This is a genomic window from Faecalibacterium sp. BCRC 81149 (assembly GCF_022750605.1).
GTDB classification, from domain to species: Bacteria; Bacillota; Clostridia; order Oscillospirales; family Ruminococcaceae; genus Faecalibacterium; species Faecalibacterium duncaniae.
On sequence record NZ_QXJA01000014.1, the window covers coordinates 1 to 19,438 of the forward strand.

The 19,438-nt window shown below is 58.4% G+C and carries 19 protein-coding genes, 1 tRNA gene and 1 pseudogene; 16 read left to right on the plus strand and 5 right to left on the minus strand.

Annotation, left to right across the window (positions count from 1 at the left end; all coding sequences use genetic code 11):
- From D3F01_RS12945 to D3F01_RS12975, 7 genes and pseudogenes are all read left to right on the plus strand, one after another.
- A pseudogene (locus D3F01_RS12945) lies at positions 1 to 380 on the plus strand (RNA polymerase subunit sigma-70); the annotation flags it as partial.
- Positions 381 to 522: 142 nt separating this feature from the next.
- The gene (locus D3F01_RS12950; RefSeq protein ID WP_118526901.1) at positions 523 to 840 is read left to right on the plus strand and encodes a zinc-ribbon domain-containing protein; all 318 of its coding nucleotides are present in this window, start codon (positions 523 to 525) and stop codon (positions 838 to 840) included.
- Positions 841 to 872: 32 nt separating this feature from the next.
- Positions 873 to 1,382 (plus strand): hypothetical protein, encoded by a 510-nt coding sequence (locus tag D3F01_RS12955; protein ID WP_186850438.1) that lies wholly within the window; start codon positions 873 to 875, stop codon positions 1,380 to 1,382.
- 68 nt (positions 1,383 to 1,450) lie between these two features.
- Complete coding sequence (locus D3F01_RS12960) at positions 1,451 to 1,861, plus strand: hypothetical protein (RefSeq protein ID WP_242889117.1); 411 nt, start codon at positions 1,451 to 1,453, stop codon at positions 1,859 to 1,861.
- A 240-nt stretch (positions 1,862 to 2,101) separates the two neighbouring features.
- A complete protein-coding gene (locus tag D3F01_RS12965; protein WP_035393314.1) occupies positions 2,102 to 2,407 on the plus strand; it encodes a type II toxin-antitoxin system RelB/DinJ family antitoxin in 306 nt (101 codons plus the stop codon).
- Positions 2,404 to 2,724 carry a type II toxin-antitoxin system RelE/ParE family toxin gene (locus D3F01_RS12970; RefSeq protein ID WP_242889119.1) on the plus strand — a complete coding sequence of 107 codons (321 nt, stop codon included), beginning with the start codon at positions 2,404 to 2,406 and terminating at the stop codon, positions 2,722 to 2,724. Before D3F01_RS12965 ends, D3F01_RS12970 begins: the two co-directional genes overlap by 4 nt.
- A 13-nt stretch (positions 2,725 to 2,737) precedes the next feature.
- Positions 2,738 to 4,234: a recombinase family protein gene (locus D3F01_RS12975; protein WP_242889121.1), complete on the plus strand. Its 1,497-nt coding sequence runs from the start codon at positions 2,738 to 2,740 to the stop codon at positions 4,232 to 4,234.
- 310 nt (positions 4,235 to 4,544) lie between these two features.
- Here D3F01_RS12975 and D3F01_RS12980 read toward each other — a convergent pair whose 3' ends face one another.
- The gene (locus tag D3F01_RS12980) at positions 4,545 to 4,715 is read right to left on the minus strand and encodes a hypothetical protein (protein ID WP_242889123.1); all 171 of its coding nucleotides are present in this window, start codon (positions 4,713 to 4,715) and stop codon (positions 4,545 to 4,547) included.
- Positions 4,716 to 4,828: 113 nt separating this feature from the next.
- On the opposite strand from D3F01_RS12980, the gene D3F01_RS12985 reads away from it, so the two are divergent.
- From D3F01_RS12985 to ilvA, 5 genes are all read left to right on the plus strand, one after another.
- Entirely contained in the window at positions 4,829 to 5,767 is a 939-nt protein-coding gene (locus D3F01_RS12985) for a ribonuclease Z (RefSeq protein ID WP_207685195.1), read from the plus strand.
- Positions 5,764 to 7,143, plus strand: a complete 1,380-nt coding sequence (locus tag D3F01_RS12990; protein WP_242889125.1) for a tRNA nucleotidyltransferase — start codon at positions 5,764 to 5,766, stop codon at positions 7,141 to 7,143. Before D3F01_RS12985 ends, D3F01_RS12990 begins: the two co-directional genes overlap by 4 nt.
- A gap of 64 nt (positions 7,144 to 7,207) precedes the next feature.
- Positions 7,208 to 8,311 carry a tRNA 2-thiouridine(34) synthase MnmA gene (mnmA, locus tag D3F01_RS12995; RefSeq protein ID WP_117534557.1) on the plus strand — a complete coding sequence of 368 codons (1,104 nt, stop codon included), beginning with the start codon at positions 7,208 to 7,210 and terminating at the stop codon, positions 8,309 to 8,311.
- Positions 8,312 to 8,413: 102 nt separating this feature from the next.
- Positions 8,414 to 9,184, plus strand: coding sequence for a tRNA threonylcarbamoyladenosine dehydratase (locus D3F01_RS13000; RefSeq protein ID WP_242889127.1), 771 nt, complete (start codon positions 8,414 to 8,416; stop codon positions 9,182 to 9,184).
- Positions 9,185 to 9,442: 258 nt separating this feature from the next.
- Positions 9,443 to 10,648: a threonine ammonia-lyase gene (gene ilvA, locus D3F01_RS13005; RefSeq protein ID WP_117477218.1), complete on the plus strand. Its 1,206-nt coding sequence runs from the start codon at positions 9,443 to 9,445 to the stop codon at positions 10,646 to 10,648.
- Between the two features lie 121 nt (positions 10,649 to 10,769).
- Here ilvA and D3F01_RS13010 read toward each other — a convergent pair whose 3' ends face one another.
- Entirely contained in the window at positions 10,770 to 11,978 is a 1,209-nt protein-coding gene (locus tag D3F01_RS13010; RefSeq protein ID WP_242889171.1) for an ATP-binding protein, read from the minus strand.
- A gap of 305 nt (positions 11,979 to 12,283) precedes the next feature.
- Between D3F01_RS13010 and ilvB the strand changes: the two genes are divergently transcribed.
- The 4 genes from ilvB (at position 12,284) to ilvD (ending at position 17,483) form a co-directional block, all read left to right on the plus strand.
- The gene (gene ilvB, locus D3F01_RS13015) at positions 12,284 to 13,948 is read left to right on the plus strand and encodes a biosynthetic-type acetolactate synthase large subunit (RefSeq protein WP_098923285.1); all 1,665 of its coding nucleotides are present in this window, start codon (positions 12,284 to 12,286) and stop codon (positions 13,946 to 13,948) included.
- Between the two features lie 13 nt (positions 13,949 to 13,961).
- On the plus strand, positions 13,962 to 14,525 hold the full coding sequence (gene ilvN / locus D3F01_RS13020; protein ID WP_117477216.1) for an acetolactate synthase small subunit: 564 nt from the start codon (positions 13,962 to 13,964) through the stop codon (positions 14,523 to 14,525).
- Between the two features lie 75 nt (positions 14,526 to 14,600).
- Complete coding sequence (gene ilvC, locus D3F01_RS13025) at positions 14,601 to 15,620, plus strand: ketol-acid reductoisomerase (protein ID WP_005929348.1); 1,020 nt, start codon at positions 14,601 to 14,603, stop codon at positions 15,618 to 15,620.
- Between the two features lie 204 nt (positions 15,621 to 15,824).
- Positions 15,825 to 17,483: a dihydroxy-acid dehydratase gene (ilvD, locus tag D3F01_RS13030; protein WP_005929346.1), complete on the plus strand. Its 1,659-nt coding sequence runs from the start codon at positions 15,825 to 15,827 to the stop codon at positions 17,481 to 17,483.
- 137 nt (positions 17,484 to 17,620) lie between these two features.
- Here the strand turns inward: ilvD and D3F01_RS13035 are convergent.
- The 3 genes from D3F01_RS13035 to D3F01_RS13045 form a co-directional block, all read right to left on the minus strand.
- Positions 17,621 to 17,697: transfer RNA gene (locus tag D3F01_RS13035), tRNA-Met, on the minus strand.
- Between the two features lie 89 nt (positions 17,698 to 17,786).
- Complete coding sequence (locus D3F01_RS13040; protein ID WP_242889129.1) at positions 17,787 to 18,953, minus strand: DUF4349 domain-containing protein; 1,167 nt, start codon at positions 18,951 to 18,953, stop codon at positions 17,787 to 17,789.
- Positions 18,940 to 19,431 carry a sigma-70 family RNA polymerase sigma factor gene (locus tag D3F01_RS13045; RefSeq protein WP_097769967.1) on the minus strand — a complete coding sequence of 164 codons (492 nt, stop codon included), beginning with the start codon at positions 19,429 to 19,431 and terminating at the stop codon, positions 18,940 to 18,942. Before D3F01_RS13045 ends, D3F01_RS13040 begins: the two co-directional genes overlap by 14 nt.
- Between the last annotated feature and the right edge of the window lie 7 nt (positions 19,432 to 19,438).

Here is a 19,438-nt window from a genome sequence, read left to right on the forward strand (position 1 = left end):
GGGATGCCTTTACCACTTTTGAACAGCGGATGGTAACGGAGGACAAGGACGGCATCTGCTACCAGCGCGTTTCGCTGGACGATGTTCTGCCGGGAGAAGAACAACTGCGGCGCATCGAAGCCATAGCCGACCCTTATGCCATGCAGCCGCAGAGTATTATGGAAGAGCAGGAATCGCGCCGGGAACTGTACGATGCCTTGAAACGGCTGACCCAGCGAGAGCAGACCTATCTGCTGTACCGCTATGGCTTCACCGATGGCGAGGAACATCCGCTGATCGGCACGGCGATATATTTTCATCTGACAAAAGGCCGCGCCCAAAAGACCGAGGAACAGGCCATGGATAACCTGTGGCTGGAACTGCCGTGGTGGTTTTTTTGAATAAAAAGAAAAAATCGTGATTGTGCTACAAGTTTTCTGGAAATTTATGTGCAGCTATACGATTTTGAAAAATTTTGTGGACAAACGAAATAAATCAGGCTTAAATTTCGTTATCTAAACAAAAAGCAAGGAGGGAGCTTTGATGACTTGTAAAAATTGTGGTTATGAAAACAAGTTGGGTGTTCGATATTGCCAACGGTGCGGTCAGTATATTGAACCAAAACGGACATTGGCACAAGAAGTTAAATCGTTGGATTTTAGAAGCCTTGCTGGTGTTGGCCGTAGAGATGTGAATATTGCGCCGCTGTTTACTGCATCACCCGTTCAAACTCCAGCAAAAGCACACCAAACGCCCTCGCCTGTTGAACCGATGCCAGACGGAAGATGGTATTGCCCGGACTGCGGAACATTAAATGCTTCTTCTGAACGTTTTTGCAAAAACTGTGGAAAAGTCCGATAAATGTGAAAAAAAACATAGAAGGAGGAAACCGTATGAAAAAGAGGGCTATAATAGTTCTTTGCCTTGCGCTGGTACTTACATTGATTGGCTGTGGAAATAATGCTCAAAGTTCAGATGAGCACAATGCAGAATACGAAGAAGGCTATACCGCTGGCTACGAGGCCGGCTATCATGACGGAGAAGAGCAAGCAACCGGAAATGAAAAACATTTTGCACAGTTTTCGGGTTCTTTTACGGCCACTGTTGAGCAGATCTTGCCCGATTACTATGCACTGCCGGGAAAAACGGTTGCAGTTGTTCACTTCTTTCAGGACAGACCATTTTTGCTTCATTTCCAGAAAGACTTAACTGGTGAACTTATTGAAGGAACAGCTTATGTGTTTGAGTTTGAGACTTTTGAAGTTGAACTTCCAGACGATGAAGAAAATCCAAATATTTCAGATTATATGTATTCAATAAATGTTACCAATTATAGAGTTGCAGAAGATGACGAACTCGGATTGGAAGGCAAGATGCCAACTGTCGAAATAGTATCGAAGTAAGCAGCCAAGCTGTTTTATAATGAAATGCAAAGATGTCGGTACACATTGGAATAGGATTCAAAAGCCGTATGAAGAACACAGCATCAAAAAAGAAAACTTGTCTCGGATTTTTGCTGATCGTATTTTTAGCATATGTGGTGTGCTATCTTCTTTCTCAAACAGTGTTTCATGAAGTCTACTTGTTTGAATGGACAGCAGCCCATTATTATTTGTGTTTATGGGTTGTATCTGTTACTTTCTGTTTTCTGGAAATGTATAGAGCAGCTCTTATCACAACAGCTGGAAACTGGACAGGAATTTTGATCGGACAAGTGTTGGGCGATTTTATTATCAAAATAAACGCCACAAAAATCACGCCGGATATGTATATAGGAAAAGTATGGCAGCTCAAGGCACACTACGGAGTTTTGATTTGGCTACTCGTTTTCCTACTTTCGTTTATTATCGGAATGCTTGTTGAAAAGAAAAATCATTGTTAAAATGCGTAGTTAATAATAGACAGCCAGCTATTTGCAAGTCGCAAGTAGATGGCTGTCGGTTTTATCTGTATATTCTAATTAAAGGTCAATCCTCTAAATCTGTCATGGTCACTGCTGAGTGAGAGATAATGCTCAATTTAACGACGAATATATTGTGCAATATAGAGAATTTCAATTGCGACTTCGCACTCGATTGAAATGCAACGCAAAATGCGTTACAATAGCATCGAGGTGATAACCATGGAAAAAACGATGACGCTCAATCTTCGTGTCAACCCTACTGTCAAGCAGCAAGCCGAGGATGTGCTGAAGCAGCTCGGAATCCCGATGGCGACCGCCATTGATATGTACCTGCGCCAGATCACCCTGACTGGCGGCATCCCCTTCTCGCTATCCCTGCCGAAAGCTCCTGCGGCGCTGAACGCCGATACCATGACCGATGACCAGCTTCATGCAGCCTTGCAGGTGGGCATCAAGGAAATTCAGAACGGTGATACCGTGGATGCCGCAAGCGCATTCGCACAGTTCAGGGAACAGCACCGATGAAGCAGTATGACGTAAAAATCTCCCATGCAGCCCTCAGCGATATGGAGCAGATTTACAGCTATATTGCTAACCGTCTGTTGGAGACTGACACGGCTATGGGGCAGTATAACCGCATTGCGGAAGCCATCCAGTCGCTGAACATCCTGCCGGAACGCTGCGCACTGGTGGAAAGCGAGCCGGAGCGCACCCAAGGGCTGCGGCAGATGCTGGTGGACAACTACTCGGTATTCTACATCGTGGGCGAGGATACCGTGTCGGTGGCCCGTGTGCTGTACAGTGCATCCGACCTTGTGCACCGTCTACGGAGAATGAAGTGAAAGGGGTGTTTGCATGACCGCCGTAATCTACGCCCGCTATTCCAGCGACAACCAGCGCGAAGAATCCATTGAAGGTCAGATTCGCGAGTGTACGGCCTACGCCGAAAAGAACGGCATCACTGTGGTCAAACACTACATTGACCGTGCCCTTTCCGCCAAAACCGATAACCGCCCGGACTTCCAGCAGATGATCAAGGACAGCGAGAAACGGCTGTTTGACATCGTGCTGGTCTGGAAGCTCGACCGCTTTGCCCGAAATCGTTACGATTCGGCACATTATGAGTACCAGTTGGAACGAAATCATGTCAAGCTGGTATCTGCCACGGAGCCTATCTCTGACAGCCCTGCGGGTATCATGGTCAAGAGTATGCTCACCGGCATGGCTGAATACTACTCGGCAGAACTTTCTGAAAAGGTCGTGCGCGGCATGACCGAGAATGTTCTGAAGGGAAAGTACAACGGCGGCACGATTCCCATTGGTTTTAAGGTAGATGAAGAAAAGTTCTTTCAAGTCGACCCGCTGAAAGCTCCCTTTGTGGTAGAAGCCTTTCAGCGGTACAACGATGGCGCAACTATGAAAGAACTGATGAACTGGCTGAACGACAGTGGCGTGACCACCAACCGCAATCAGAAGTTTACCTACAACAGTGTTCAGAAGCTGTTGACGAGCAAACGGTACATCGGAGAAAACCGCTTCAAGGATATCGTAATGCCGGACAGCATCCCGGCCATTGTGGACAAGGATTTGTTTGAGGAAGTGCAGCTGAAAATCAAAAAGAACAGTCGCGCTCCGGCCCGCCACAAAGCCGAGGACGATTACCTGCTTACCACCAAGCTGTTCTGCGGAATGTGCGGCGCGATGATGTTTGGCGAGTGCGGTACGGGTAGAAACAAGGTCGTTCATCATTATTATAAGTGCGCCACCGCGAAGCGTTTCAAGACCTGCAAGAAAAAGACCGTCCGTAAAGAGTGGCTGGAAGATTTGGTCATAGCTGAAACCATGAAGCTGATTCAGGACGATGCCGTGATTAATGCCATCGTTGTGGAAGTGATGGAGTTGCAGGATCAGGAAAACATCACTCTCCCTTTGCTGGAAAAGCAGATGCGCGAGGTAGAGAACGGCATTGAAAATATGCTGAACGCCATTCAAGCAGGTGTGCTGACCAACTCCACCAAATCGCGTTTGGAAAAGCTGGAAGCCCAGCAGAAAGAACTTGAGGTTCGGATTGCCGAAGAAAAAATCGCTCGGCCTCGGTTGAGTGAAAATCAGGTTCGGTTCTGGCTGACCCGGTTCCGCAAGCTCGATCCGAACGTGAAAAGCCACCGGGAAACGCTTATCAATACATTCGTGAATGCGGTTTATCTCTATGATGAAAAAGTTTTGATTACATTCAACTACAAAGATGGCACAAAAACCATCACTTTCGATGAAATTGCCGCCAAAGATGCCCCAGAGGGCAATGGTTCGGATTTGGGTTGCTTCGCTCCACCAAGAACTCCAGCGTTGTGATGACGCTGGAGTTTCTGTTTTATCTGAACTTCTATAAAGCACCGCAAGGGTGGATTCGAACAGCTGCGGCGCTGTCGCAGAAGACAGCGCAAAAACAGCCCAGTGGGCTGTTTTTAGCAGCGCGGCTTGCGTAGTCCACCCGCGCCCATAAAAAGACCGTCAGCGTAGAGATACGCTGGCGGTTTTCTGTTTGCAGAGGATGGCGTGGCTGCTCTCGGGGCGGGCAGGATGCCCTCTCACTGGTTTGGCGGGGTTTTATCACGTCATTGTCCTGAAGTCAAGGGGAAATTTTGATTTTCAAAAAAAAAAATTACGCCCCCGGCAGGAACAGCAGCGTGCCCCGGGCGGCCAGTACGGGCTGGAACAGGCAGCCCGCCAGCCCTGCGGTGAGCGCCACGACGAGAAACAGCAGTGTCAGGACCAGAACAAGCCGGGCCAGCCCGAAGCGGTGGTGCCCGGCGGGGACTTTTTTGCGCTGCATGGTCAAACCTCCCTTTGTATCAGAGCTCTGCGCCATCCTATGCCGGGCTGTGCCGATTGTGTGCGGGCGCAAAATGTGGTACACTGTTACCGACAAATCACGGAGGAACTGTTATGCTGACCATTACACTGCTGGGCACGGCGGCCACCATGCCCCTGCCGGACCGTGCCCTGACCGCCGCGCTGGCCGAATGCGGGGGCCATGCCCTGCTGTTTGACTGCGGCGAGGGCACGCAGGCGGCGGCCCGCCGCGCCGGGGTCAACCTGATGAAGCTGGATGCCATCTGCCTGACCCACTATCACGGCGACCATATCTTCGGCCTGCCGGGCCTGCTGCAGACGCTGGGCTGTCAGGGCCGGGAGCGCCCGCTGACCCTTTACGGCCCGGAGGGGCTGGGGGAAATCTGGCCCGCCCTGCGCACCCTGACCGGGCCGCTGCCGTATCCGGTCAGGGCTGTGCAGCTGGACACAGACCCCATCGACCTGACCACCCTTTCCTCCGGCTGGCCTGCGGGGGCGCAGCTTACGCCTTTCCGCACCCGGCACCGGGTGCCCAGCCGGGGCTACCGGCTCGACCTGCCCCGGGCGGGCCGCTTTGACCCTGCAAAGGCCCGGGCACTGAACGTTCCGGTGCCTGCATGGAAACTGCTCCAGCGGGGCCAGAGCATCCCGCTGGAAAGCGGGGCTGTGGTCGCCCCTGCGGATGTGCTGGGCCCGGCACGCCGGGGTCTGCGGTTCGTGTTCTCGGGTGATACCGCTCCCTGCCCGGCACTGGAACAGGCCGCGCAGAACGCCGACCTTTTCCTCTGCGATGCCACCTACCCCGACAACGAGCAGGAGGCGCAGGCAAAGCAGTGGGGGCACAGCACTTTTGCGCAGGGTGCGGCCATTGCAAAAAAGGCTGATGTGCGCCGGTTCTGGCTGATGCATTATTCGCCCATGATCCTTGAACCGGAAGCCGCCCTGCCCAATGCGCAGGCGGTATTCCCGGCGGCGGAGTGCGGCTTTGATGGCAAACAGATCATCCTGCAATATGACGAGGAAGCAACATGACAACGATCAAACTTGACCCGGGTGCAGCCCTGCTGCTGGATGCGCTCCATGGGGCGGGCCATGCGGCCTACGCTGTGGGCGGCTGTGTCCGGGACAGCCTGCTGGGGCTGGACCCCCACGATTGGGATCTCTGCACCAGCGCCCGCCCGGAGCAGGTGATGGCGCTGTTCGGAGAGGAAAAGTGCATCCCCACCGGCCTGCAGCACGGCACCGTGACGGTGAAGCAGGGCGGCAGGCTCTATGAGACAACGACCTTCCGCACCGAGGGGGCCTATTCCGATGGCCGCCACCCGGATGCCGTCTGCTTTGTGCCGGATGTGCGGGAGGATCTTGCCCGGCGGGATTTCACCATCAACGCTATGGCATACAGCGCCGAGGAAGGGCTCATCGACCCCTTTGGCGGGCGGGACGACCTTGCCGCCCATCTCGTGCGGGCAGTGGGGGAGCCGGAACGCCGCTTTGAGGAGGACGCACTGCGCATCCTGCGGCTCTACCGGTTCGCGGCCCGGTTCGGCTTTGCCATCGACCCCGCCACCGGTGCTGCCGCCCGGGCACTGGGGCCGCATCTGGACTGCGTTTCGGCGGAGCGCATCCAGGAAGAACTGCTCAAGCTGTTGGCGGCACCCCGGCCCGGAAGCTATCTGGAACCCGCCGTTCTGGCCGTTATCCTGCCGGAGCTGGAACCGGAAAAACAGCCGGGACGGTTTGCAGAACTCTGCCGTACCATCGACCGGATCGAACCAACAGCGGAGAACGTGCCCGCCCGGCTGGCGGCCCTTCTCTGCCCGCTGGGTGAAGCCGGTGCCCGCAAGGCACTGCGCAAACTGAAATGCTCCAACGCGCTGACGGATGAGGTGACAGCGTTGGAAAGGGAAGCTGGAGGGGGTGCCGGGAGCTTTCTCCTGCCCCGGAGCCGAGACAGGTGGGCCGGGAGTTCCTCTGAGGACCGTCCGCTGGGGTGGGACCCTGCTGCCGCAGGCAGTAGGGCGGGCGATGGAATGGCCCGAACCGTGTCCGAAGAGGAAGCTCCCGGTACGCCCGGCTCCGAGATGCAGCTTACAGCCAAACGTCTTTTGGGCCGCTATGAGCTGCAGACGATCCAGCGCCTGACCGCCCTTTGCAGTGCTCGGCATCCGGAACAGACCGGGGCCTTTGCTGCCCTGCGGGCCGAGGCGGAGCGGCTGACAGCAGAAAATGCCTGCTGCCGGGTGAGCCAGCTGGCCGTGAATGGCCGTGACCTGATGGCGGCGGGGGTCAGACCCGGCCCCGGTCTGCGGCAGGTGCTGAACGCCCTGCTGGAGGCTGTCATCACCGGGCAGACACCCAACGAAAAAGACGCGCTGCTGGCAGCGGCGGCTCAATTTTCTGCGTCTTGACAAGAGAAAGAAGCTGCGGTAGTATTATACTACTGTTTTAGTGTGTTATTGAATGAGGAACGATATGACAGAAGCACAGAACACGAAGCGCCCCGGGGCACTCATCGCCATGAGCGGCGGTGTGGACAGCTCGGTGGCGGCATGGCTGATGCAGCAGGCGGGGTACGACTGCACCGGCATCACCATGCGGCTCACCCGCAACGAGACGCTGGGGCAGTCCGGTTTCCACACCTGCTGCTCCGAAAAGGATATCGAGGATGCCGCCGAGGTGGCCTTTGCGATGGATATCCCCTATGAGGTGCTGGATTTCACCGCCGACTTCCGGGAGAAGATCATCGAAAAATTCATCCGGGTATACGAAATGGGCGGCACGCCCAACCCCTGCATCGACTGCAACCGGTATATGAAGTTCGACCACCTGCTCCGCTGGGCTGAGAGCCATGGCATGGAGTATGTGGTCACGGGCCATTACGCCCGGGTGGAGCAGGACGAGGCCACCGGCCGCTGGCTGCTGAAAAAGGGGCTGGACGAGGGCAAGGATCAGAGCTATGTGCTCTATAACCTGACCCAGGAGCAGCTGGCCCATGTGCGCCTGCCGCTGGGGGGGCTGCACAAGGCCGAAGTGCGTGAGATCGCGGAAAAGCAGCATTTCATCAACGCCCGCAAGCATGACAGCCAGGATATCTGCTTTGTGCCGGACGGCGACTACGCCCGCTTCATGGAGGACTTCACCGGCAAGCACTACCCGGCAGGTGATTTTCTGGACGAGAACGGCAAAAAGGTGGGCACTCACAATGGCGCGGTGCGGTATACCATCGGCCAGCGCAAGGGCCTGGGCCTTGCCATGGGTGCGCCGGTGTATGTCTGCGCCAAGGATATGCAGGCCAACACCGTCACGGTGGGCCCGGAGGAGAACCTGTTTGACCGCATCGTCTATGCCGACGAGGTGAACTGGATCACCATCCCGGAGCTGACCGTGCCCTTGCGGGTCACGGCCCGCACCCGCTACCACCAGACCGAGCAGGCGGCCACCGTCTACCCGGCAGGAGAGGGGCAGTTCCGGCTGGAATTTGACCAGCCCCAGCGTGCCCCCACGCCCGGTCAGGCTGTGGTGCTGTATCAGGGGGATGTTGTGCTGGGGGGCGGCACCATCGTTGCGGTGGAATAAACCGCTCAGGCGCTTTGCAGGAAAGTGATAAAGTAAAACAAAAGCAACTGCGTCGAACTGATAAAACAATAGGCGTAGTGTAAGATGGAGGAGCAAGTATCTATGCAGGATCAATATTCCCGCACCCAGCTGCTGCTGGGCAAGGAAGCAATGGAAAAGCTGCACAATTCCCGTGTGGCGGTGTTTGGCATTGGCGGCGTGGGCGGCTACACGGTGGAAGCGCTGGCACGCAGCGGTGTGGGTGCGCTGGACCTCATTGATGATGACAAGGTCTGCCTGACTAACCTGAACCGCCAAATCGTGGCCACCCGCAAGACCGTGGGCCAGTACAAGGTGGATGTGGCCGAACAGCGTATCCACGAGATCGACCCCAACATCAAGGTCACCACCTACAAGATCTTCTTCACCCCGGAAACGCAGGATCAGTTCGATTTCACCCAGTACGACTATGTGGTGGATGCCATCGACACCGTCACCGGCAAGATCGCGCTGGTGGTCAAGGCCAAGGAGGCCGGCACCCCCATCATCTGTGCCATGGGCGCAGGCAACAAGATGGACCCCACCCGCTTTGAGGTGACGGATATCTACAAGACCTCCGTCTGCCCGCTGGCCAAAGTGATGCGCACCGAGTGCCGCAAGCGGCGGATCAAGCACCTGAAGGTCGTCTACTCCAAAGAGCCTGCCATGACCCCCATCGAGGATGATTCCATCAGCTGCAAGAACCACTGCATCTGCCCCCCGGGCACCCAGCGCAAGTGCACCATCCGGCGCTCGGTCCCCGGCTCCAACGCCTTTGTGCCCTCGGTGGCCGGGCTCATCATCGGCGGCGAGGTCGTGAAGGATCTGGTCGGATTTGTGCAGATGAAAGGTTAAAAACGAGAACGCCCCTCTCCGGTCTCACAGATGCCGGAGAGGGGCGTTTTGGGTCAGGGGAAACCGCTCCCACGGCATGGGCACAGGTGGAGCGTGCAGCGGGCCGCAGGGCTGCCGCTTGCCCGGGCGTAGCCATTGGCGGTCACCCCAGCAAACACAATGTTGAAATACGTTCATTTGACAAAATACTTTTGCTAATTTATACTGGGATGCATATTCACATTCAAAAATCAAGGATAGAAGATAGGAAGTATCGTCATGCTGACTCTGGATAAGATCTACCACGCCGCCTTTGTGCTCAAGGACGTTGCCCGCAAGACCGACCTGATCGAAGCGCCCAAACTCTCCAAGGACTGCCGCCTCTACCTCAAGACCGAGAACCTGCAGGTGACCGGCAGCTTCAAGGTGCGGGGAGCTTATTATAAGATCAGCCAGCTCTCCAGGGAGGAGAGCGAAAAGGGCGTGATCGCCTGCTCTGCCGGAAACCACGCACAGGGCGTGGCTCTGGCCGCCACCCGCCGGGGCATCAGGAGCATCGTCTGTATGCCGGACGGTGCCCCCATTATGAAGGTGGAAAATACCAAGAGCCTGGGCGCGGAGGTCTGTCTGGTGCCCGGCACCTATGATGATGCCCACGACAAGGCCGTGGAGCTGCAGGCTGAGACCGGCATGACCTTCATCCACCCCTACGATGACGAACAGGTCATCGCAGGTCAGGGCACCATCGGTCTGGAGATCCTTGACCAGCTGCCAGATCTGGATGCCGTCATCGTGCCCGTGGGCGGCGGCGGCCTGATCTCCGGCGTGGCCTTTGCCATCAAGAGCCTGCGCCCCGAGGTCAAGGTCTATGGTGTGCAGGCCGAGGGCGCCCCCAGCATGTACCGCAGCCTGCATGAGCACAAGTATCAGACCCTGAAAAATGCGGCCACCTTTGCGGACGGCATTCAGGTCAAGACCCCCGGCGAGCTGACCTATCAGCTCTGCGAGGAATATGTGGACGACATCGTGACCGTCAGCGAGGACGAGACCGCCGCCGCCATCCTCTCCCTGATGGAGAACCAGAAGCTGGTGGCCGAGGGTGCCGGTGCGGTGCCTGTGGCAGCGGCGCTGTTCCACAAGCTGCCCATCGAGGGCAAAAAGGTGGTCTGCCTGATCTCCGGCGGCAACATCGATGTGAACATTCTCAACCGCGTCATCACCCGTGGTCTGGTGATGAGCGGCCGCAAGGCCAACCTGACCATTGCGCTGGAGGATAAGCCCGGCCAGCTGGAGCGGGTGGCCGCCATCGTTTCCCGCTGCGGCAGCAATGTGGTCTCTGTCCTGCATGACGGCTCTGACCCCAATATGCCCATCTCCAGCTGCTTCCTCAAGCTGGTGTTGGAGACCCGCGACCATGCCCAGATCGAGCAGATCCGGCAGGAGCTCACAAAAGAGGGCTTCCAGCTGGTGGCCGAGCGCGTTTGATTTTCTGACCGCCTCATCTGCCGCCTGCGGCGGCAGTTTTCTTTCAAAACAGCAAAAAGCGCTGTGCAGTCATTTCACTGCACAGCGCTTTTTCTTATCCATAAAAACGAAAAAGCAAACATTATTTCTGCACGCCGCTCTCGCACTGTTCGATGAACTGTTTGGCCACGCGGGGGCTGCGGCCGCCGGCGCGGATGGCGAAAGCCTCGGCCTTGACCAGCAGCTCTTCCAGGGGCATCTGGATGTGGTGCTGTTTTGCCAGCTCTTCCAGAATGGCGGCAAAGCGGGCTTTCTCAGGACGCTGGAAGGTGACAGTCAGGCCGAACCGGGCGGAAAGGCTCATCAACTCCTGCCGGGTGTCGGCTTCGTGGATGTCGTCGCCGGTGCGGTCGGTCAGGGTCTCCTTGATGAGGTGGCGGCGGTTGGAGGTGGCGTACACCGCAATGTTCCGGGCCCGGCCGCCTACGCTTCCCTCAAGGATGGCTTTCAGGGCGGCAAAGTTGTCGTCATTGGAGGAGAAGCTCAGGTCATCGATGAAGAGGATGAACTTGAGGGGGTTAGCCGCCAGCTGATCCATCAGGTCGGGGATCTGGTAGAGCTGGTTCTTCTTGACCTCCACCAGCCGCAGGCCGTCGGCGGCGTACTCATTGGCAATGGCCTTGACCGTGCTGGATTTGCCGGTGCCTGCATCGCCGTAGAGCAGGACATTGTTGGCGGGGGAACCGGCCAGCAGGGCGCGGGTGTTGGCAATGACCTTTTCCCGCTCCTTCTCGTAGCCCGGCAGCTCGCTGAGCTTCTGGGGGTCGGGGTACTTCACGGGCACCAGCTGGCCAGTCTCCACCGTGAACACGTGGTGCTTGGCAAACATGCCGTAGCCCTTCTTCCCGGCTTCCCGCATCCGCTGGTTGTAGGCGGCGGTCAGGTCGAGCTGCCTTGCCTCCCAGCGGGGCAGGAACGCCAGCTCCCGGCTCTGCCGGTCGGCGGCTTCCAGCAGGGTGTCCAGCGTCAGGCCGCAGAGCTTCTGCAAAAAGTTCAGCTCACTGTTCAGAGCGGCCTCCATCACAGGGGAGAGCTGGCCCGCAGCGGCCTGCCGCACACAGAAGGTCTCTGTCTCCAGCACGGCGTTGGAAAGATAATCGCCCAGATTGGTGGTGTGGGCAAACAGGGCAGCTTCAAAGGCGGCCACAGCATCGCACAGGGGGGCGATGGTATCGTCAGCCGCTTCCAGCCGGTCGGTCAGCGCTGCCAGCTTTGCCACAACGGGGTCGCCCAGCAGGGCACGGAAAACAACAAGCCCGTGGAGCCGGGCGTTCCATTCACGAAGTTGCATCATCAGACTCTCCTCTTGACAGGACCTCTCCGGCACATTTCACCTGCTTCTCCGGTCAGAGGAACTGGACAGGCTGATGGAGAGGTTTTTACCAGATTATACACGCAGAGAAGGCCGTCCGCAAGGGTGTGTTCAATTATCTTCATCTTTCGGCTGATTCACTTTACAAATCGTCGATTGACAAAGGCCCGATTTATAGTATAATTGACCCAACGTTCAAATTGGAATGCAAGATGCGAAAAGTAACGTGTCTGAGGGAAATTTTGTTGAAAGTGTAAGAGGAAAAGGAACAGGAGCAACTTACCATGCAGTTAAATGGTTCGCAAATTTTTGTTGAAGTTCTCTGCGAACAGGGCGTGGACACCATCTTCGGCTACCCCGGCGGTGCTGTGCTGAACCTGTACGACGAGCTGTATAAGAATTCTGACCGCATCCACCATGTGCTGACCGCCCACGAGCAGGGCGCTTCTCATGCGGCCGATGGCTATGCCCGCGCAACGGGCCGCACCGGCGTGGTGCTGGCCACCAGCGGCCCGGGTGCCACCAATCTGGTCACCGGCATTGCCACTGCCTACATGGACTCCGTGCCCATGGTCGCCTTTACCGGCAATGTGCCGACCCCCGGTCTGGGCAAGGACAGCTTTCAGGAGGCGTACATCGAGGGCATCACGATGCCCATCACCAAGCACAACTTCACGGTGCGCAAGGTAGAAGAGCTGGCCGATACCATGCGTGCGGCGTTCCGCATTGCGCAGAGCGGCCGCAAGGGCCCGGTGCTGGTGGATATCCCCAAGGATGTCACCGCTGCTGTCTGTGAGTTCACCCCCAAGCAGCCGGAGCAGATCCGCACCGTGACCACCTACGACGAACAGCAGGTCAAGTGGGCCGCCGATATCATCAACGCGGCCAAGCGCCCGCTGGTCTATTTTGGCGGCGGCGTGCGGAGCGCGGCTTCCTGCCAGCCCCTGCGTGACCTGATCCACAAGGCGGAGATCCCCGCCACCTATACTCTGATGGCTGCAGGCGTTGTGCCCTACGGTGACCCGATGAACATCGGCATGGTCGGAATGCACGGCTGCTACACCTCCAACCGGGCGGTCGCGGATTGTGACGTGCTGATCGCACTGGGTACCCGCTTTTCTGACCGCGTGGCCCTGAACCCCAAGACCTTTGCCAAGAACGCCACCATCATCCAGATCGATATCGACCCCAGTGAGCTGGGCAAGAACGTGGATGTGGATCTTGCCATTGCCGGTGATGTCTGCTATGTCCTGAGCGGGATGCTCCCCCTCATTGAGGAGAAAAAGCACCCCGACTGGATGAAGATGATCCACGAGTGGCAGGCGCAGGATTACCACCCCGTGTCCGACCCCACCCGCCTGATGCCCCATCAGGTCATCGGCGAGGTGTGCAGCCAGTGCGGCCCCGAGGCCGTGTATGTCACCGACGTGGGCCAGCACCAGATGTGGGCGGCCCAGTACATCCGCCACACCAAGAGCCGCGGCTTTATCACCAGCGGCGGCCTGGGCACCATGGGCTTTGGCTATGGCGCGGCCATCGGCGCGCAGATGGCGCTGGGCCGGGAGCAGCGGGTGGTCATGTTCACGGGCGACGGTTCCTTCCACATGAACCTCAACGAGGCCTGCACCGCTGTCAGCTATGAGCTGCCCATCATCACGGTCATCTTCAATAACTCTGTGCTGGGCATGGTGCGCCAGTGGCAGACCACTTTCTACGAAAAGCGCTACTCCCAGACCGACCCCCACCGCCGCACTGACTTTGTCAAGCTGGCCGAGGGCTTTGGCCTGAAGGGCTACCGCTGCACCAACCTCCCCGAGTTCCAGGCCGCATTTGCCGATGCCCTCAAGCAGAAGGGCCCCACCTGGATCGAGTGCATCATCGACAAGGACGAAAAGGTCCTGCCCATGATCCCCGGCGGCGGTGACATCAATGATATCATCATGGAATAAGGAGGACTGACCCATGGAATCCAAACGCAGAGTCATCAGTCTGCTGGTGGACAACCAGAGCGGTGTTCTGGCCCGGGTGTCCAACCTGTTCTGCCGTCGCGGCTTCAACATCGACAGCCTGACGGTGTCCGCCACCAACGACCCGGCGGTCAGCCGCATCACCGTGACCATCACCAGCGATGAAAAGGCGCTGAGCCAGCTCATCCTCCAGACCGAGCGGCTGGAAGTGACCCGGCAGGTGTTCGTGCTGGACCACGAGAACTCGCTGGAACGGGAGCTGCTGCTGCTCAAGGTGGCTGCCGATGTCCACAACCGCAGTGAGCTGCGGGAGATCGCCAGCATCTACAAGGCAAAGATCATTGATTTTTCGCCCGACAGCATGGTGCTGGAGCTGACCGGCCGCCCCGAAAAGGTGGACGCGTTCCTCAAGATCCTGGCAGACTACAAGATCCTTGAGCAGTGCCGCACCGGTGTGACCGCCCTGGAGCGCGGCGGGATGCACCAGCACATGCAGAAGCCCCCGCAGGAGGTGCGGGCAGCCCAGCTGCCCTTGCCCGGGACCCGCTGCCCGCAGTAAGGCGTAACCTCTCAGTTTTCCATAAAAATCAAAATATAAAAATAAAACAGGAAAGAGTAAAAGGAGACTACTACCATGGCGATCAAGAAATACTACGATTCCGACTGCAACCTCGGCGTGCTGGATGGCAAGACCGTTGCTGTCATCGGCTTCGGCAGCCAGGGCCACGCCCATTCCGAGAACCTGGCCGAGAGCGGCGTGAATGTTGTTGTCGGTCTGCGCAAGGGCTCTGCCCACTGGGCAAAGGCCTCCGAGTTCGCTGCCACTCACGACAACTTCAAAGTCATGGAGGTCGAAGAGGCTGCCAAGGCTGGCGATGTTGTGATGATGCTGGTGCCCGATGAGCTGTGCGCCGATATCTACAACACGCAGGTCGCACCTTACATGACCGAGGGCAAGGCTCTGGCCTTTGCACACGGCTTCAACATCCACTTCAAGACCATCACCGCTCCCAAGAACGTTGACGTGATCATGATCGCTCCCAAGGGCCCCGGCCACATCGTCCGCCGCCTGTACACCGAGGGCGAGGGCTGCCCCTCTCTGATCTGCGTGGAGCAGGATTACACCGGCAAGGCAAAGGACATCGCTCTGGCTTACGCTTCCGGCATCGGCGCTGGCCGTGCAGGCATCCTGCAGACCACCTTCAAGGAGGAGACCGAGACCGACCTGTTCGGCGAGCAGGCAGTTCTGTGCGGCGGTGTCTGCGAGCTGATCCACGCAGGCTTCGATACGCTGGTGGAGGCTGGCTACGAGCCCGAGATGGCATACTTTGAGACCTGCCACGAGATGAAGCTGATCGTTGACCTGATCAACGAGGGCGGCTTCTCCAAGATGCGCTACTCCATCTCCAACACCGCTGAGTACGGCGATTACCGCACCGGCAAGCGCCTGATCACCGAGGAGACCCGCAAGGAGATGAAGAAGGTGCTGACCGAGATCCAGGACGGCACCTTTGCTTCTGAGTTCCTGACCGAGATGAGCCCCAAGGGCGGCCGCAAGGTCCACTTCCTGGCTGAGCGCCGGATGCAGGCCGAACACCCCATCGAGAAGGTGGGCGCAGAGCTGCGCAGCATGATGAGCTGGCTGAAGAAGTAATTAACTCCCCCAGTCGCCTGCGGCGACAGCCCCCTCAAAGAGGGAGCCTTTTGTCTGACCGCAGCGTGAAGCCTCCCTCCGTGAGGGAGGTGGCATCGCGCAAGCGATGACGGAAGGAGTTCAGCCAAAAGCTGCTTTTAAAACTAAGAAAGGCTCCCTCCTTTGGGAGGGGGTCTTTTGTTATAAGGAAAAGAGGAACAAACCATGAGAAGTGACAATGTGACCAAGGGCTCGGAGCGGGCCCCCAACCGAAGCTTATTCTACGCACTGGGTTACACCCCTGAAGAGCTGGAGCGCCCGCTGATCGGCGTGGTCAGCGCTTACAGTGAGATCGTGCCCGGCCACATGAATCTGGATAAGATCGCCGATGCCGTCAAGGCCGGTGTGGAGATGGCGGGCGGCACCCCCATCCTGATCCCGGCCATCGGCGTGTGCGATGGCATCGCCATGGGCCATGTGGGCATGAAGTACTCCCTGGCCTCCCGCGAGCTGATCTGCGACAGCGTGGAGACCATGCTGATGGCCCATCAGCTGGACGGCCTGGTGCTGGTGCCCAACTGCGATAAGATCGTGCCCGGCATGGTCATGGCCGCGGTCCGCATGGATGTGCCCGCGGTGGTCTGCTCCGGCGGCCCCATGCTGGCCGGCAGCTACGGCGGCGAGGAAGTCAGCCTTTCCAAGATGTTCGAGGCCGTGGGCGCTTACAAGGCCGGCATGATCACCGACGAGCAGCTGGAAGACTGCACCTGCAACTGCTGCCCCAGCTGTGGCAGCTGCTCCGGCATGTACACCGCCAACAGCATGAACTGCCTGTGCGAGGCCATCGGCATTGCCCTGCCCGGCAACGGCACCATCCCGGCGGTCTACTCCAAGCGCCTGCAGCTGGCAAAGCACGCCGGTATGGCCATCATGGACATGGTCAACAAGGGCATCACCGCCCGCCAGATCATCAACGAGCGCTCCATCCGCAACGCACTGACCTGCGATATGGCGCTGGGCTGCTCCACCAATACTGTCCTGCATCTGCTGGCCATTGCCTACGAGGCTGGTGTGCCCATCGACCTGAAGCTCTTCAATGAGATCAGCGCCAGGACCCCCAACCTCTGCCATCTGGCCCCCGCAGGCCCCACCCACATGCCCGACCTCTATGCCGCAGGCGGCATCCCCGCTGTGCAGGCGGAGCTGGCCAAGAAGGGCCTGCTGGATCTGGATGTGCCCACCGTGACCGGCAAGACCCTGGGGGAGAACATCAAGGGTGCCCACATCCTGAACGAAAAGGCCATCCGCCCCATCGAGAACCCCTACTCCCAGACCGGCGGCCTGCAGATCCTGTGGGGCAATATTGCTCCGGACGGCTGCGTGGTCAAGCGCAGCGCTGTGGCCCCCGAGATGCAGCAGCACTCCGGCCCGGCCCGCGTGTTCAACAGCGAGGAGACCGCCATTGCGGCCATCTACGCAGGCCAGATCGTCCCGGGCGACGTGGTGGTCATCCGCTACGAGGGCCCCAAGGGCGGCCCCGGTATGCGCGAGATGCTCAACCCCACCTCCGCTCTGGCCGGTATGAAGCTGGATAAGACCGTGGCCCTCATCACCGACGGCCGCTTCTCCGGCGCATCCCGCGGCGCGGCCATCGGCCACGTCAGCCCCGAGGCTGCTTCCGGCGGCCCCATCGGCCTGATCGAGGAGGGCGATACCATCAGTATCGATATCCCCAACGCAAAGATCACGCTGGAGGTCAGCGACGAGGTGCTGGCCGAGCGCAAGGCAAAGTACGTTGCGCCCGAGCCCAACATCAAGACCGGCTGGCTCAGCCGCTATGCCCGCATGGTCACCAGTGCAAACCTGGGTGCGGTGCTGAAGTGACCCGGAAGACCGCATAACAGCAAAAGCTCCCGACGCGCAGAACGTCGGGAGATTTTTTTGTGTCCGGGTACAGCGGGATGCAGGGAAAGGAAATAGGACAAAAAGAAAAGCATCCTGAATCACTTCAAGATGCTTGGTGGTTGCGGGGGCCGGATTTGAACCAACGACCTTCGGGTTATGAGCCCGACGAGCTACCAGACTGCTCCACCCCGCGATATTTACTTGTCTGCATCAGCTGTTCGCTGACTGCTCAAGTATAATACCACAGAGGCGGGTGGATGTCAAGGGCTTTGGAAAAGTTTTTTACTTTTTCTTTCTGGGATGGCGGACACGGTAGTAGATCATGCCGCAGACCGCGCCGATGAGGATGGCAGGCCATGCACCCACAAGGAACACCGCCACGGCCTGTGCACCGGACACGAAGCCGGTCCAGCCATTGTGCAGGGCGGCCAGCAGCTTTGCGCCGAAGCTGGTGCTGGTGGGGGTCAGGGTCTCCACCTCGTTCAGGGTGATATAGACAGTGCAGCAGGAGACCTGATTGCTGTACCAGTCCAGCTGGCTCTGCCAGCTCTCGATCTGGTACTGCACATCGCTCAGGCTGGACTCGATCTCCAGCAGGTCGGCCAGGGTGTCGGCCTGGGCCTGCAGTTCCTGCAGACGGGTGCGCTGGGCGGTCAGGCTGGCCAGCCGGGCCTCGGTGTCCATATACCGGGTGGTGATATCCTCCGCCTGCTGGTTCTGGTAGGTCACGCTGCCGGACTGGGCAGCGGCGGCCAGAAAGCTCTTGTAGCTGTCCTGAGGCACCCGCAAAGTCAGGCTGACGCTCCGGGTGCTGTCGGTGTTGGTGTACTCGCTGCTGGATTCCATATAGCCGTCCGCGTCAGAAAGGGCCGCATCCAGTGCCGCACGGGCGGTATCGTAATCCCGGGTCTCCAGCGTGAGGTTGGCAGTATAGATGATCTTGGCGCTGTCGGCGGTGCGGGTGGAAGCATCGCTCTCCGCTTCGCCGGAGGTCAGCAGGGAACCGCCGGTGGCAGCCTCTGCTGACCGGTAGCCGTCCTCTGCGCTGAAGGAGGAGCTGCCGTTGTCTGCAGCACCGTAGGTGGCGTTTTCGGTGTCCTCCATGGAGTAAACAGCGGCCTGCGGGGCGGCTGCCTTGGTGGCGGCGGCAGAGTAATTGGAGGAAGAGCCGCCGCCCAGCAGGGTGACCCCTTTCCATTCATAGGCATACACGGCACCGTACAGGCAGACCCCGCAGACTGCCACGCAGGCGGCCAGCTGGGCCCAGCGCCGGGCGGGGAAGCGGAGGGGCTTTTTCTGTTTTTTGGGGGTCGGGGAAAGCGCGGGCATGGCGATGCTCTTGGCACCGGGTGTTTCGGCGGCATTGGCCTGCAGGGCAAGCAGCTTTGCCTTCAGGTCATCGGAAGCGTGCAGATCGTCCACTTCCATCTTGTATTCATACCACCTCATCTTCGATCTCCTCCTTCAGCAGCGTATGTAACTGGGCGCGTGCCCGCCGCAGCCAGCTGAGCACCGTGTTGGTGGGCGCACCCAGCATCCGGCCTACCTCGGCGGCGGTGTAGCCCTCGTAATAATGGAGGTACACGGCGTTGCGGTAGTTTTCCGGCAGAGTGCGCACCGCATCGAGCACACTGCCGTCATTTCCGGATTCCGGGGCAGGAATGTTTTCGTCCAGTTCGGTGTCCTTCTGGCGCGCGGCCCGGGTGATATCCCGGCAGCGATTGATGGCGACCCGCAGCAGCCAGGCTTTGAGGTGCTCCTCACTCTCAAAGCGGCCTTCGTAGCGCAGGAGCTTTTCAAACACATCCTGCACCACATCCTCCGCATCGGCGGTGCAGCTGCAATTGTGCATCGCGGCGCGGAACACGGTGTCGCTGTATCGCTGTACAGCCAGCGCAAAAACTTCGTCTTTGGTCAACTGTCCCATAAGTCTC